14 protein-coding genes are annotated in these 12,896 nt (G+C 63.2%); 6 read left to right on the top strand and 8 right to left on the bottom strand.

What is annotated here, in order from left to right; all coding sequences use genetic code 11:
- Positions 1 to 2: 2 nt before the first annotated feature.
- Positions 3 to 959, top strand: coding sequence for an acyltransferase (locus ACB028_RS15405; RefSeq protein ID WP_371144650.1), 957 nt, complete (start codon positions 3 to 5; stop codon positions 957 to 959).
- Here the strand turns inward: ACB028_RS15405 and ACB028_RS15410 are convergent.
- Both ACB028_RS15410 and ACB028_RS15415 read right to left on the bottom strand, forming a co-directional pair.
- A complete protein-coding gene (locus ACB028_RS15410; protein ID WP_371144651.1) occupies positions 914 to 1,390 on the bottom strand; it encodes a DUF523 domain-containing protein in 477 nt (158 codons plus the stop codon). The two genes, ACB028_RS15405 and ACB028_RS15410, sit on opposite strands and share 46 nt — an antisense overlap.
- Positions 1,387 to 2,037: a DNA mismatch repair protein MutT gene (locus ACB028_RS15415; RefSeq protein ID WP_371144652.1), complete on the bottom strand. Its 651-nt coding sequence runs from the start codon at positions 2,035 to 2,037 to the stop codon at positions 1,387 to 1,389. The genes ACB028_RS15410 and ACB028_RS15415 overlap by 4 nt, the downstream gene beginning before the upstream one ends.
- A 74-nt stretch (positions 2,038 to 2,111) precedes the next feature.
- Here ACB028_RS15415 and ACB028_RS15420 point away from each other — a divergent pair, with 74 nt between their 5' ends.
- The 5 genes from ACB028_RS15420 (at position 2,112) to phnE (ending at position 7,295) form a co-directional block, all read left to right on the top strand.
- Positions 2,112 to 2,747 carry a nicotinamidase gene (locus ACB028_RS15420; RefSeq protein ID WP_042027151.1) on the top strand — a complete coding sequence of 212 codons (636 nt, stop codon included), beginning with the start codon at positions 2,112 to 2,114 and terminating at the stop codon, positions 2,745 to 2,747.
- A gap of 101 nt (positions 2,748 to 2,848) precedes the next feature.
- Positions 2,849 to 4,027 carry a nicotinate phosphoribosyltransferase gene (pncB, locus tag ACB028_RS15425; protein WP_042072588.1) on the top strand — a complete coding sequence of 393 codons (1,179 nt, stop codon included), beginning with the start codon at positions 2,849 to 2,851 and terminating at the stop codon, positions 4,025 to 4,027.
- Positions 4,028 to 4,153: 126 nt separating this feature from the next.
- Positions 4,154 to 4,999, top strand: coding sequence for a putative selenate ABC transporter substrate-binding protein (locus ACB028_RS15430; RefSeq protein WP_061476843.1), 846 nt, complete (start codon positions 4,154 to 4,156; stop codon positions 4,997 to 4,999).
- Positions 4,996 to 5,757, top strand: coding sequence for a phosphonate ABC transporter ATP-binding protein (locus tag ACB028_RS15435; protein WP_371144653.1), 762 nt, complete (start codon positions 4,996 to 4,998; stop codon positions 5,755 to 5,757). The genes ACB028_RS15430 and ACB028_RS15435 overlap by 4 nt, the downstream gene beginning before the upstream one ends.
- Entirely contained in the window at positions 5,745 to 7,295 is a 1,551-nt protein-coding gene (gene phnE / locus ACB028_RS15440; RefSeq protein WP_371144654.1) for a phosphonate ABC transporter, permease protein PhnE, read from the top strand. The genes ACB028_RS15435 and phnE overlap by 13 nt, the downstream gene beginning before the upstream one ends.
- A 70-nt stretch (positions 7,296 to 7,365) precedes the next feature.
- Here phnE and ACB028_RS15445 read toward each other — a convergent pair whose 3' ends face one another.
- From ACB028_RS15445 to cueR, 6 genes are all read right to left on the bottom strand, one after another.
- Entirely contained in the window at positions 7,366 to 7,974 is a 609-nt protein-coding gene (locus tag ACB028_RS15445; RefSeq protein WP_042027154.1) for a thiol:disulfide interchange protein DsbA/DsbL, read from the bottom strand.
- A gap of 148 nt (positions 7,975 to 8,122) precedes the next feature.
- Positions 8,123 to 9,112 (bottom strand): serine/threonine protein kinase, encoded by a 990-nt coding sequence (locus tag ACB028_RS15450; protein ID WP_371144655.1) that lies wholly within the window; start codon positions 9,110 to 9,112, stop codon positions 8,123 to 8,125.
- Positions 9,113 to 9,212: 100 nt separating this feature from the next.
- The gene (ccoG, locus tag ACB028_RS15455) at positions 9,213 to 10,664 is read right to left on the bottom strand and encodes a cytochrome c oxidase accessory protein CcoG (RefSeq protein ID WP_371144656.1); all 1,452 of its coding nucleotides are present in this window, start codon (positions 10,662 to 10,664) and stop codon (positions 9,213 to 9,215) included.
- 196 nt (positions 10,665 to 10,860) lie between these two features.
- On the bottom strand, positions 10,861 to 11,124 hold the full coding sequence (locus ACB028_RS15460; RefSeq protein ID WP_026457260.1) for a YihD family protein: 264 nt from the start codon (positions 11,122 to 11,124) through the stop codon (positions 10,861 to 10,863).
- A 30-nt stretch (positions 11,125 to 11,154) separates the two neighbouring features.
- Positions 11,155 to 12,309 carry a GGDEF domain-containing protein gene (locus ACB028_RS15465; RefSeq protein ID WP_371144657.1) on the bottom strand — a complete coding sequence of 385 codons (1,155 nt, stop codon included), beginning with the start codon at positions 12,307 to 12,309 and terminating at the stop codon, positions 11,155 to 11,157.
- Positions 12,310 to 12,501: 192 nt separating this feature from the next.
- Entirely contained in the window at positions 12,502 to 12,891 is a 390-nt protein-coding gene (gene cueR, locus ACB028_RS15470) for a Cu(I)-responsive transcriptional regulator (RefSeq protein ID WP_026457258.1), read from the bottom strand.
- Between the last annotated feature and the right edge of the window lie 5 nt (positions 12,892 to 12,896).

Raw genomic sequence — 12,896 nt, forward strand, 5'->3', positions numbered from 1 at the left:
CCATGTTATCCCTGCTTCCCGGCCCGCTGGTGCTACTCATCAGCGCCGGCCTGACCATTCTTTTTACTGCCTTGTGCGCCAGCCTGATCCTGCTGGTTTCGCTGGCCAAACTGCTGCTGCCCGTGCCGGCCTTTGGCCGCGCCTGCAGCCGGCTCAACAACCGCTTCATGCGCCTGTGGCTCGGCTGCAACGCCCTGGTGATCCGCCTCACCACCCGCATCGACTGGCAGGTCGAGGACGACACCCGGCTGCGCAAGGATGGCTGGTATCTCATCATCAGCAACCACATGAGCTGGGCCGACATCGTCGTGCTGGGCCATCTGTTCCGGGACAGGCTGCCTGTACCCAAGTTCTTCATGAAGCACGAGCTCATCTACATCCCGCTGCTGGGGCTCGCTTGCTGGGGGCTGGATATGCCCTTTATGCGTCGCTACTCACGGGAGTTTTTGCTGCGCAATCCGCATCTGCGGGGCAAGGATATCGAGACCACCCGCAACGCCTGCGAGAAGTTTCGCCACATCCCTACCACCGTCATCAACTTCGTGGAGGGGACCCGCTTCACCGAGGAGAAACGCGACGCCTCCCGCTCCCGCTTTCGCCACCTGATGCCGCCCAAGGCGGCCGGGCTCGCCTTCACCCTGGCGGCCATGGGCGATCAGTTCGACAGCCTGATCAACGTCACCATCAGCTACCCGGACAACACCGAGACCCCCTTCAAGGACTTCCTGATGGGGCGGATGAAACGGATCCGGGTGCGGATCGAGGAGCTGCCGATCGATGAGGCACTGATCGGCGATTACTTCAACGACAAGCAGTTCAAACGCGGCTTTCAGGAGTGGCTGAACCAGCGCTGGCAGGAGAAGGACGCCGTGCTAGCCCAGTGGCAGAAGGATGATATGACAACTGGGTCCAGTCAGGTTACCGACAAGGCAAGTGCCGAGGCCAGCTCGGGCAGCTGATCCTCGCTGAACACGACGATGCCGTGGCGGCGCAACAGGGCAGTGGTCATGCCCTCGCCCGCCACGGATTGCCCCTCGAAGCGGCCGTTGTAGATGCGGCCGCTGCCGCAGGAGGGGCTCCCCTCTTTCAGCAGGGCAAAGCGAATCCCCTGCTGCTGACAAGTCGCCAGCGCCAGCACGGCGCCGCACGCAAACTCCACCGTCACATCCAGCCCGCTTGCGGTCACCACAAGCTCCCCCTGCCGCTCGGCAGGTGGGCGCGGGGTCGGCAGGCCGCCCGCCACCTCGGGACAGAAGGCCAGCACCCGCCCCTCGGCTCCCAACTCTGCCAGCCAGTCGCTGACAATGCCCTTGCTCTGGCCGTCGTAACGCACAGGCTGTCCCAACAGGCAGGCACTCACCAACACCTTGTGTACCCTCGTATCACTCATGCTTCCGCTCCATTCATCACCTGATTGAACATGACGCAGCAGGGGCTCTCCAGCCGGTAGAGGATGGCCGGACGCTGCTTGCCGGTCCGTTTGCGGCCAGTGTCCGTCAGTATCTCGGCGCGATGGATCCGCTTGCGAAACGCCGCCGTGTTCATGGGGGTCTGCAGGATGATCTCGAAGGCGCGCTGCACCTCGGAGAGGGTGAATTCCGTCCCCAGCAGTTGCAGCGGCAGGGTGCTGTAGCGGCTCTTGATCCGCAGCCGCTCCAGCCCTCTGGCGATGAGTTGGGGATGATCGAAGGCGAGGCTGAGGCCGGGCAGGGCCGAGAGCGGATGCCAGCAGCCGCGCGTCACTTCGACATCGGGCTCGGCCAGACAGAGATAAACGAGCGTGGTGGACCAGCCGCGGGGATCCCGCTCCAGATTGCCGAGGGTGCAGACCTGCTCGCTGTAGCAATGGCCCAGCCCCCATTCTGCCAACAAGCGGCGCAGGGCGGCGTCCAGATCCCGATCCCGCGTCTCGTCGATGCGCAGGGCAGGCAGTTGCCAACAGTGGGCGAAGGGGGGGCGATCGCGGGTCTCCAGCAGCAGTTCCAGCCGCTCGTCACGCAGTCGCAACACCACCATATCCAGACTCATTCTCAACATGTCGATCGCCCTGCTCGCCTTCCATTAATGTTTGGTAGATAATATCACACGAATAATATGTGCAGGAGCCACTCATGGGAATCATCGCCAGCCTGGATATTGATGCGCAGAAGGGATTCACTCCCCTCTGCCCGAATGAACTGCCCGTCGCAGGGGGGGATGATATTGTGGCTGCGCTCAACGCCCAGGCCGCTCTCGCCTCGCTACGCATCGGCAGCAAGGACGCCCACCCCGCCAATGCAGACTGGGCAGTCTCCGATCCCGCCGGCATGCTGCTGCCGCTGGATTTGCCCAACGCCGACCTCACCTGGCCGGTGCACTGCGTGCCGGGCACCCGCGGCTTCGAGCTGCTCGACGGCCTGCCGGCCCCGGTCGATTATGACTTCTTCGTCTGGAAGGGGGTCGAGCCGGATCTGCATCCCTATGGCACCTGTTTCCACGATTTGGCGGAGCGGCGCAGCACAGGGCTCATCGAGTTTCTGCAAGCCCGCGGGGTCGATACCCTGCTGGTCGGCGGCCTGGCCACCGACTACTGCGTCAAGACCAGCGTGCTGCAACTGCGCCGCGCCGGTTTCCGGGTGATCGTCCACCTCGATGCCTGCCGTGGCATCGCCGCCGGGACGGTTGCCAGCGCCTGCACCCAGATGATCGAGGCTGGCGCCGAACTGGCCCAGACCCTGACCGATGTACAACGCCTGCTGGACGCCTGATATGTCCCCGACCCTCAAGGGTCTGCCCGACAGCGGCGTCTGCAAACTACCTATGCAGCAGGGGTGGGCCATGTGGCTCACCGGCCTGCGGGGATACTGATATGCTGCCCATACTCAACAGCCTGCTCGACACCGATGCCTACAAGCTGCATATGCAGCAGGCGGTGTTCCATCGCTATCCGGATGCCGAGGTGGTGGCCGAATTCCACAGCCGCAACGAAGAAGACCTGTTGCCCATGATGGGCCAGATCGAGGAGCAGCTGCGCCTGGCCGGCTCCCTGCGGCTGACCAGACCCGAGCTCGACTTCCTGGCCGAGCGCCCCTTCTTCACCACCGATTATCTCGATCACCTGCGCCGCAAGCCGCTGGATGCCTCCCTGCTCAAGGTGTTCGAGCAGGATGGCCGCATCAATGTGCGGGTCGAAGGCACCTGGCAGGACGTGATCCTGTGGGAGATCCCGGTGCTCGCCATCATCAGCGAGATGCGCAACCGCTTCCGCTACCCCCAGTTTGGTGTCAGCCAGGCGCTGGAACGCCTCGACCAGAAGATCGACAAGCTGGAGCGGGATCTCAGCCCGGAAGAGATGAAGGAGTTCAACCTCATCGACTTCGGCACCCGCCGCCGCTTCTCCCACGCGGTACAGGATGCCGTGGTGGGGCGCCTCAAGGAGCGCCTGCCGGCGTTTCGCGGCACCAGCAACTACCAGTTGGCCCAGAAATACCGGCTACCGGCGGTGGGCACCCAGGCTCACGAGTGGTTCCAGGCCCACCAGCAGCTCGGCTTCCCGCTTGAGCACAGCCAGCGCGCCGCCCTCACCAGCTGGCTGGACGAGTTCACCGACCATCTGGGGATAGCCCTGACCGACTGCATCACCATGGATGCCTTTCTGCGTGACTTCGACTTCGAGCTGGCCAGCCGCTATCAGGGGCTGCGCCACGACTCCGGCGACCCCGTGGTGTGGGGCGAGAAGGCCATCAGCCACTACCAGCGGCTCGGCATCGACCCGACCGAGAAGACCCTGGTCTTCTCCGACGGTCTCAATCTCGACAAGGCGGTGCAGCTGATGCGCCACTTCCGCGGTCGCATCAACACCAGCTTCGGCATCGGCACCAAGCTCACCTGCGATCTGCCCGGGGTCACCCCGATGAACATCGTCTTCAAGATGATGGAGTGCAACGGTGGCCCGGTCGCCAAGATCTCCGACAGTCCGGGCAAGACTCTGTGCCGGGATGCGGACTTCATCCGCAACCTCAAGCAGGCCTTCCACGTCGGGGTGTAGCCCCCATTTTTGCGGGGAGCATCTTGCGCCCGGGGCCGGTGGCCCCCTACCATGACCTCCCTGATAAGGTCCGACTCGTGTCGGGCCTTTCTATTACCCGAACGACAGACCACAAAGGAATGCACCATGACCCGTAAATGGATCCTCGCTCTCACCACCTTGTTCGCCAGCCTGAGCGCCGTCGCCGCCGAACCGCTGCGGGTCTCCGCCATCCCGGACGAAGCCCCCACCGAGCTGCAGCGCAAGTTTGCTCCGCTGGGTGACTACCTGGCCGAGAAGACGGGCCGTGAAGTAGTGTTCGTGCCGGTCAACGACTACGCCGCCGTGGTCGAAGCGCTGGCCGCCGGCAAGCTGGACATGGCCTGGCTCGGAGGCTTCACCTATGTGCAGGCCCACCGCCGTGCCGACAAGGTGGTACCGCTGGTGCAGCGCCAGGAAGATGCCCAGTTCACCTCCAAGTTCATCGCCAATGCCGACAGCGGCATCAAGACCCTGGCCGACACCAAGGGCAAAGATTTCGCGTTCGGCTCCCCCTCCTCCACCTCGGGTCACCTGATGCCGCGCCACTTCCTAGCCGAACAGGGCATCAACCCGGAGCGTGACTTCGCCCACGTCGCCTTCTCCGGCGCCCACGACGCCACCGTCGCCTGGGTCGCTTCCGGCAAGGTGCCGGCTGGCGCGCTCAACGCTTCCGTGTGGGAGAAACTGGTGGAAGAGGGCAAGGTCGACACCGCCAAGGTCAAGGTGATCTGGACCACCCCCACCTACTTTGACTACAACTGGACCGTGCGCGGCGACCTGGATCCGGCCCTGCAAGAGAAGATCAAGCAGGCCTTCCTCAGCCTGGATCCGGCGGTACCCGCCCAGGCCGAGATCCTCAAGCTGCAACGCGCCAGCCGCTTCATCGAGACCAAGCCCGAGAACTACCTGGGCATCGAAGCCGCCGCAACCCAGGCCGGCCTGCTGAAGTGATCGCCGTCGCGCTGGACGGGGAAGGTCTGCGGCTCGGCCAGAGCCGCATCCTGCAGCCGTTTCGCCTGCAGATAGCGGCGGGCGAGTGCGTGGCCGTCATAGGGCCAAGCGGCGCGGGCAAGACCAGCCTGCTGCGGCTGATCGGCACCGAACTGCGCGGCGAAGGCAGGCTCGCCCTCTGGGATCAGGATCCCTGGCCCCTCTCCACTCGGGACCGCCAGCGGCTGCGCAGCCGGATCGGCATGATCTGGCAGCAACCGCCACTGCCCGCCTCCCAGCAGGTGGTGACCGCCGTGCTGGCCGGTCGGCTCGGCCAGTGGTCTCTCGGCCGTTCCTTGCTCTCCCTGCTGCGCCCCTGCGACCCCGCAGGCGCGCGAACCGAACTGGCCCGCCTCGGCCTTGCCGACAAGTGGCAGCAACGCTGCGGCGAGCTCTCCGGTGGCCAGTTGCAGCGGGTCGGCATCGCCCGGGTGCTCTATCAGCAGCCGGATCTGATCCTGGCCGACGAACCCGTCTCCGCCCTCGATCCCGTGCTCGCCCAGAACAGCCTGGATGCCCTGCTGACCCAGGCCCTAGCCCGGGGCAGCACCCTTGTCGCCAACCTGCATGCGGTCGAGCTGGCGCTCGGCCGTTTCCCCCGCATCATCGGCTTGCGCGAGGGGCGGGTGCAGTTCGATTGCCCGGCGGCAGCCGTTACCCCGGCCATGCTGGCCGACCTCTACGCCGGTGATGACGAGGCGGCGGCGTGTTCAATTTGACTACTAGCCGCTGGCGCCATCCCCTGCCCTGGCTGTTGCTGCTGATCGGCTACAGCCTGTGGCAACAGGCCGATGGCTGGCTCGGCCTGTTCGACGGCCAGAGCTGGCGGCAGATGGGCAACTTCCTCGCCACCAGCTGGCCACCCCGCGTCGATCGGGACTTTCTCGCCCTGACCCTGACCGCGACCCTGGAGAGCCTGGCCGTCGCGACCCTGGGGCTGGCAGGTGCCCTGCTGCTCGGCGTGCCGTTTGCCCTGCTCGGCTCGCGCGCCCTGTCGCTGGCCGAACTGGGCCCGGTTCCCAGTCCGCTGCGCGGCGCCTTGCGGGGCCTCTCGCGCCTCGTCGCCATCGTGCTGCGCAGCCTGCCCGAGCTCATCTGGGCGCTGCTGTTCGTGCGCCTGTCGGGGCTCGGGCCGCTGGCCGCCATCCTGGCCATCGCGGTCAGCTACGGCGGCATGCTGGCCAAGGTCTACAACGAGATCATGGAGAGCTGCGCCCTGCAACCGGCCCGCGCCCTGCTGCTCGGCGGCAGCGGCCGGCTGCAGGCACTCTGGTATGGCGTGCTGCCTGCGGTGCGCCAGGAACTGCTCTCCTACACCGTCTATCGCTGGGAGTGCGCCCTGCGCGCCTCCGTCATCATGGGCTTCGTCGGGGCCGGCGGGCTCGGTCAGCAGCTCGAGCTCTCCTTGCGCATGTTTGCCGGTGGCGAGGTGGTGACCCTGCTGCTGGCCTTCATCCTGCTGGTGACCCTGGCGGATGGCCTCAGCGCCTGGCTGCGCCACAGCCGATCTCCCGGCCTGTTGTTGCTGATCTGCCTGGGGCTGGCCGCTGCCCTCGCCCTTTATCAACTCGACTGGCGCATGCTGAGCTTCTCCCTGAGCGGGCTGGGTTCCTTCGTGGAGGAGTTTTTGCGACCGGACTGGTCATGGCCCTTCCTCAAGACTGTGGCCAGCGGCCTGCTCGATACGGTGCAGATGGCGCTGTTGAGTACCCTCTTCAGCGCCCTGCTGGCCCTGCCGCTCGCCTGTCTCGCCCGCCACTGCTGGCCGCTGCGCCTGCTGTTCAACCTGCTGCGCTCCGTGCCCGAGCTCATCTTCGCCAGCCTGCTGGTGATCGCGGTCGGACTGGGCCCAGTGGCGGGCATACTGGCGCTGACCCTGCACACCACGGGTGTGCTGGCGCGGCTGTTCGTGGAGACCCTGGAGAACGCGGATCCCGCCCCCCGCCTCGCCCTGCAACTGAGCGGAGCCGGACCCATCACCAGTTTCTGGTACGGGCTGTTTCCGCTGGTGACGCGCCAATGGCTGGCCTACAGCCTCTATCGCGGCGAGATGAACCTGAGGGCCGCCACCATACTCGGCGTGGTCGGTGCCGGCGGCCTGGGGCAGCAGCTCTATGTCTCCCTGAGCCTGTTCCGTTACGATCAGACTGCCACCCTGCTGCTGGCCATTCTGTTGCTGGTCTGGCTGGCGGAGGCCATCAGCCGCCGCACCCGCTTGCCGCGCCCGACCCCCACCCAGCGGGATTGCCAGATCTGACGCAGGCTCCTGATAAACAAAAAGCCCGCCGGTTTGCACCGGCGGGCTTTTTTCATCGGGTCACTCTGGATCAGTCTTTCTTGGCCAGCAGGAATTTCACTAGCTGGTTGAACTGTTCCTGGGAAGTAATGGATTCGATTTTCACCATGTACTTGCCGTTTACCAGGAAGGCTGGCACACCGCGAATGTTGTAGCTCTCGGTGTTGCGGTCAAACTGGGAAACCATGCCGGAGACGGCGAAGCTGTCGACGGCACCATCAAACTCTTCGGCCGGTACGCCGTTGTCCACGAAGATCTGCTTCACGTCATCGCGGCTCATCGGCGGTTTGCGCTGGGTATGGATCTTGTTGAAGATGGCCGGAGTCAGCTTGCCTTCAACGTTCAGCAGGGTCGCCAGCGCGTAGGCACGCTGCATCTCCGGGCCCATTTCACGGCCCAGGAAGGCAACCGGGTTCTTCTTGAGAGGAACGCCCTGCGGCAGATCCTGCTTCAGCTGTTCCACGATCGGTTCGAAGGTCGAGCAGTGAGGGCAGTAGTAGGAGAAGAACTCCAACACTTCCGGCTGGGCGGTGCCAGTCTGCTTGACCACGTCATAGTTAACGCCTTCCTTGAATTCGGGGGCGGCGTGAACCATGGGCATCATCAGCATGGCAGCGAGGAAAAATAGGATTTTTTTCATGATGTTTCCTGTTAAGGGATCACTGTGAGGCACGCCCGGCGAACCGAAGCAGTGCCAAGCCTATTGCGTCCCCCCTTCGCCGTCAATGGCAAAGAAGTGACCAGGGATCCCTCCTCCCGCGCTCGTCACCAGCCGGGTTGCGCCCCGATCACCAACCCGGCGTCAGAGTCAGGGGCGGCGCCTTGAGCGCCTCCAGCTGGTCGTGCAGGGTTGCGATCTGCTGACGCCAGTAGTGCTCGGTATTGAACCAGGGGAAGTGACGTGGGAAGGCGGGATCTTCCCAGCGCCGTGCCAGCCAGGCCATGTAGTGGACGATGCGCATGGCCCGCAGCGGCTCGATGAGCGCCAGCTCGCGCGGATCAAACTCCATGAACTCCTCGTAACCCGCCAGCAGGGTATCGAGCTGGACCAGCTGCTCGTGGCGCTCGCCGCTCAGCATCATCCAGAGATCCTGGATGGCGGGACCGGTGCGGCAATCATCGAGATCGACGAACAGGGGGCCATCGCGCCACAGGATGTTACCCGGGTGGCAGTCGCCATGCAGGGAGATATGGGAGACATCCAGGCTCATGGCATCGCCCACATGCTTGATCAGCTCGTCGAGCACGCCGAAGAACTGTTTGGCCAGCCCGCCCGGCAGCCACTCACCGGCCGCCAGCAGCTGCCGCGGCTCGTGCAGCATGCTCTCCACATCCAGCCGGACGCGATGGTGAAACGGCTTGCTGGCACCAATCTGGTGGATGCGGCCAAGGTAGCGCCCCACCCACTCCAGCTGATCCAGGTTGTCCACCTCGAACTGGCGGCCACCGACGCTCTGCCAGATGGCGAACGGATAGCCCTGATGCTCCAGCAGGGTCTCCCCCGCGAAGGAGAGAGGAGCGGCGACCGGGATCTCCGCCTCGGCCAGGCTGGCGGCGAACGCGTGCTCCTCCAGGATCTGGGCCCGGCTCCAGCGGCCGGGGCGGTAGAATTTCACCACATAGCGGCGACGGTCCTCGTCCTGAAACTGGTAGACCCGGTTCTCGTAGCTGTTGAGTTCGATAAGGCCGGAGTCGAGCCGCAGACCGCTGAGATCCAGCGCATCCATGATGAGGTCGGGTGTGAGATCGGAATAGTTGAAACGCATGTCATCCACCATGAGAAAGGGGCGCCGTAGCGCCCCATTCTATCACCACTCGTTGATATGGATGCCTGAACCGGGCAACCACTTTGATGAGTGCTGACTGTCCCCCCTGCCGTTATAGCCGGCTGATAAACTTGCTGGCCTGACGCAGGGTGCCCTTGCTGTCATCGTCAGCAGCGCCTTCGCGTTTGAGCACGAACTGGATGTCCAGGGCCGGCCGCTTCAGGTTGTAGGGGTCGACCGCCAGACTCACCGGCAAGGTATAAATTTCTCCCGCCTTCAGGGTCACCTCGCGCGGGCCGAACCACTCGTGCTCCGGCAGCCCCTCCACGTCCAGCTGATAGGTCTGGGATTGCAGGGTCTTGTTGAGGATCTTGAGGGTGTAGGTGTTCTCGATGAACCCTTCGCTGTTCTCGCGGAACAGCTGGTTGCGATCCCGCAGGATATCGAGCCCCATCGGCATGATGGACATGGCGTTGTAGACGAAGACCCCCAGCATGATGGCCATCACCAGGCCGTAACCAATCAGCTTGGGCCGCGCCACATGGGTGGAGTCGTTGGCCAGCTTGTGCTCGGTGGTGTAGCTGATGAGCCCCTTCGGATAGCCCATCCGCTCCATGGTCTGGTCGCAGGCATCGACACAGGCGCCGCAGTTGATGCACTCGTACTGCAGGCCGTCGCGAATGTCGATGCCGGTCGGGCAGACCTGCACGCAGAGATCGCAGTCGATGCAGTCCCCCAGCCCCAGAGCCTTGTGGTCCGCCTTGCGGGCACGGGCACCGCGGGTCTCGCCGCGCTTGGTATCATAGCCGACGATGAAGGTGTCCTTGTCGAACATAGCGGACTGGAAGCGGGCATAGGGGCACATGTGGATACACATGATGGCGCGCATCCAGCCGGCGTTGCCGTAGGTGCAGATGGTGAAGAAGATCACCCAGAACATCACCCAGCCACCCGCCTGCAGGGTCAGAACGTCGGGCACCAGCTTGGTCACATCCTGGAAGTAGGCGACGAAGGTAAGGCCGGTCGCCAGCGAGATGACCAGCCAGGCCAGGTGCTTGGCCCCCTTGCGGGCCAGCTTCTCACCGCTCCAGGGCGCCGCATCCAGCTTGCGCCGCTTGTTGGCAGGCCCTTCCAGCTTCTCTTCAAACCAGATGAACATGAAGGTCCAGACCGTCTGCGGGCAGAGATAGCCACACCAGACCCGGCCGAGGAAGGTAGTCACGAAGAAGAGCGCGAAGGCCGCGATCATGAAGATCCAGGCCAGCAGGGTCAGGTCCTGCGGCCAGATGGTGGCACTGAAGATGTGGAACTGCTGGTGAGCGAGATCGAACAGTATCGCCTGGCGCCCCTCGTAGCGCAGCCAGGGCAGCAGCACGAACAGGGCGACGAAGAACCATCCCATTCCCTTGCGTACCCGCTGCCAGTACCCGGTCTGGGCCCGGACATAGATGCGGTTGCCGGGGTTGAATCTGTCGTCGCTGGCTTTGAACGTGTTGGGGTTGAAAGTCCCGGTTACGCTCTTGTCGGTGACATCCTTGATATCGATTTTTTCATGATCGGCCATTGCAAGACATCGCTCCCTTATTTGTTATGGAGCGGATTATATCTTAAACAACCTGCTAATTGTGTGGATTAGATGTATCTAATATTGGCGATCGATCGCAAATTTCGGTAACAAAAAAGGCGTTTCGCCCATTGACGAAACGCCTTCAAAGAGATTCCACTGAAACTAGGCCAGGTGTCCAGCACACCGCCCGGGGTCACTTGATGCCGCGCGCCTTGAGCAGGGCTTCCTTGAAATCCGGCACATGATCCTTGGCCAGACCGGGGATCATCGCCTGCTTGTCGGATTCCCGCATCTTGAGGTGATAGATCAGCATGTCGTCGGTCAGCTCGGACAGGGGGCCTTCAAATCCCGCTTCTTTGGCCAGTTTGGCAACAAACTGCACCAGGCTGAGATCCTGTTCCTTGATCCAGGCAGGCTGCAACAACTCCAGCAGCTCTTCGATACGATGACATTGCATAGACAACCTCTTCAATCTGTCACGTTAAACTCAGGCAACCTTACCCATCAAGGCCACTTCGATTCGATCCCGCCCATTATGCTTGGCCTGATAGAGGGCCGCATCCGCTTTTTGGATCAAATCGGCAATTTTCATGCTGTTGTCCGGGATCAGGGTGGCCACGCCAAAGCTGCAGGTGACCCGGCTCGAGACCAGGGACTTCTGATGGGGAATGCCTAATTCCTTGAGTGCGGTGCGTATCCTGTCCGCCACCTGCAGTGCCCCCTGCATGCCGGTACAGGGCAGCAGCAGGGCAAACTCTTCGCCCCCATAACGGGCCGCCAGATCATCTTCCCGCCGCTCGACCCCGGCCAGCAGTCTGCCAACCTGTTGCAGGCAGCCATCGCCCAGCTGGTGACCATAGAAGTCATTGAACTGTTTGAAATAATCCACATCCAGCAGGACCAGCGAGAGCGGCGCCCTGGCACGATGACAGCGCCGCCACGCCCGTTCGAGACAGTCATCGAGATGGGCACGATTGGCAATACCGGTCAGCCCGTCTAGGCGGGAGGTGAGGCGCAGATGCTCCGACACCGCCTTCAATTCGGCCACCAGATCGGCGTTGGAGAAACGGTGATAGAGGGAGGCAACCTGATCCCGGCGCAGGCGGCGCAGCAGGGTCGGCAGAAAGACGAACAGGTAGCCGGCCAGCATGGTGGACACGATCCGCTCCTGCTCGTTGCCCACTCCAAGCTCGAACAGCATGGCGAGCCCCAGGGGCAGCACGGCGCCATAAACGATGCGGCGAGAGCCAAACAGCATGATGGCGCTGCCGGTGAGGATCAGGCTGGTCAGCATCATCATGGCGGCACGATAGGTATCCGGCAGCTTGTCCATGTAGAGCAGCACGCCGAGCGCCCAGATGATGGAGGTGACGGTCACCCCGATGAACATCTCCCGCTCCAGGACAGGTACCGCCGTTCGCTGCAACGCGGGCTGGCGCCAGCGCAGATGCCAATAGCGAAACAGCAGCAACAGGAACACTGCGGCCAACCAGCCCAGCGCCTCGCTGACGGGCAGATAGTCATGAAACAGCAGACTCCAGCCAAACGCCAGCAGGCCCAGACAGGGAAGACTGAACAAGGCGTGAGTATAAAGCTGAACCATGATGGCCTGCTTCACCTGGTGTGTCACACTCTGGGTCAACTGAGTACTCCTGTACAAGAGCCGAACAGTCTACCATCCCCCCCAGTGAGCAACAATAAAGCGCCTTTTATTAAGAAGTTAGTCAACTTTGCCGCAGCCGGATGCCGACCAAAAAGAGGGAGGCAAGCCGTTCACAAACGACCAGCCTCCCTCTTTTTTCCATCATGACGCCGGCGTCTGCCGGGCCGGATTTCAGCCTTTTTCCAGCTCGTCGAGGATCGGGCATTCAGGATTTTCATCCCCGTGACAGCAACCGACCAGCCCCTCGAGGGAGCTGAGCATGGCCTGCAGACCGGCAATACGGGCACGCAGATCGACGATCTTCTCCTGGGCCAGCTTCTTCACCTGGGCACTGGATCTGTGCTCATCCCGATAGAGCGCCAGCAGCTCCTGACACTCCTCCAGATTGAACCCGGTCTCCCGTGCCCGCTTGACGAAACGCAGCTCCCGCAGCGATCCCTCGGTATAGCTGCGATAGCCGTTGTCGCTGCGGATCGGCGCCGAAATCAGGCCGATGCTCTCGTAGTAACGGATGGTCTTGGCGGTCAGCCCAGTGGCTTTGGCTACCTTGCTGATGTTCATGGATG

This window comes from Aeromonas sp. S9(2024) (assembly GCF_041403185.1).
Taxonomy (GTDB): Bacteria; Pseudomonadota; Gammaproteobacteria; order Enterobacterales; family Aeromonadaceae; genus Aeromonas; species Aeromonas enteropelogenes.

Coding starts and splice junctions, on each gene's coding strand:
- ACB028_RS15420 (WP_042027151.1), top strand. CDS start 2,112: ATGGGAATCATCGCCAGCCTGGATATTGATGCGCAGAAGGGATTCACT.
- ACB028_RS15450 (WP_371144655.1), bottom strand. CDS start 9,112: ATGGTGGATGACATGCGTTTCAACTATTCCGATCTCACACCCGACCTC.
- ccoG (WP_371144656.1), bottom strand. CDS start 10,664: ATGGCCGATCATGAAAAAATCGATATCAAGGATGTCACCGACAAGAGC.
- ACB028_RS15415 (WP_371144652.1), bottom strand. CDS start 2,037: ATGTTGAGAATGAGTCTGGATATGGTGGTGTTGCGACTGCGTGACGAG.
- ACB028_RS15410 (WP_371144651.1), bottom strand. CDS start 1,390: ATGAGTGATACGAGGGTACACAAGGTGTTGGTGAGTGCCTGCCTGTTG.
- ACB028_RS15445 (WP_042027154.1), bottom strand. CDS start 7,974: ATGAAAAAAATCCTATTTTTCCTCGCTGCCATGCTGATGATGCCCATG.
- pncB (WP_042072588.1), top strand. CDS start 2,849: ATGCTGCCCATACTCAACAGCCTGCTCGACACCGATGCCTACAAGCTG.
- ACB028_RS15460 (WP_026457260.1), bottom strand. CDS start 11,124: ATGCAATGTCATCGTATCGAAGAGCTGCTGGAGTTGTTGCAGCCTGCC.
- ACB028_RS15430 (WP_061476843.1), top strand. CDS start 4,154: ATGACCCGTAAATGGATCCTCGCTCTCACCACCTTGTTCGCCAGCCTG.
- ACB028_RS15405 (WP_371144650.1), top strand. CDS start 3: ATGTTATCCCTGCTTCCCGGCCCGCTGGTGCTACTCATCAGCGCCGGC.
- cueR (WP_026457258.1), bottom strand. CDS start 12,891: ATGAACATCAGCAAGGTAGCCAAAGCCACTGGGCTGACCGCCAAGACC.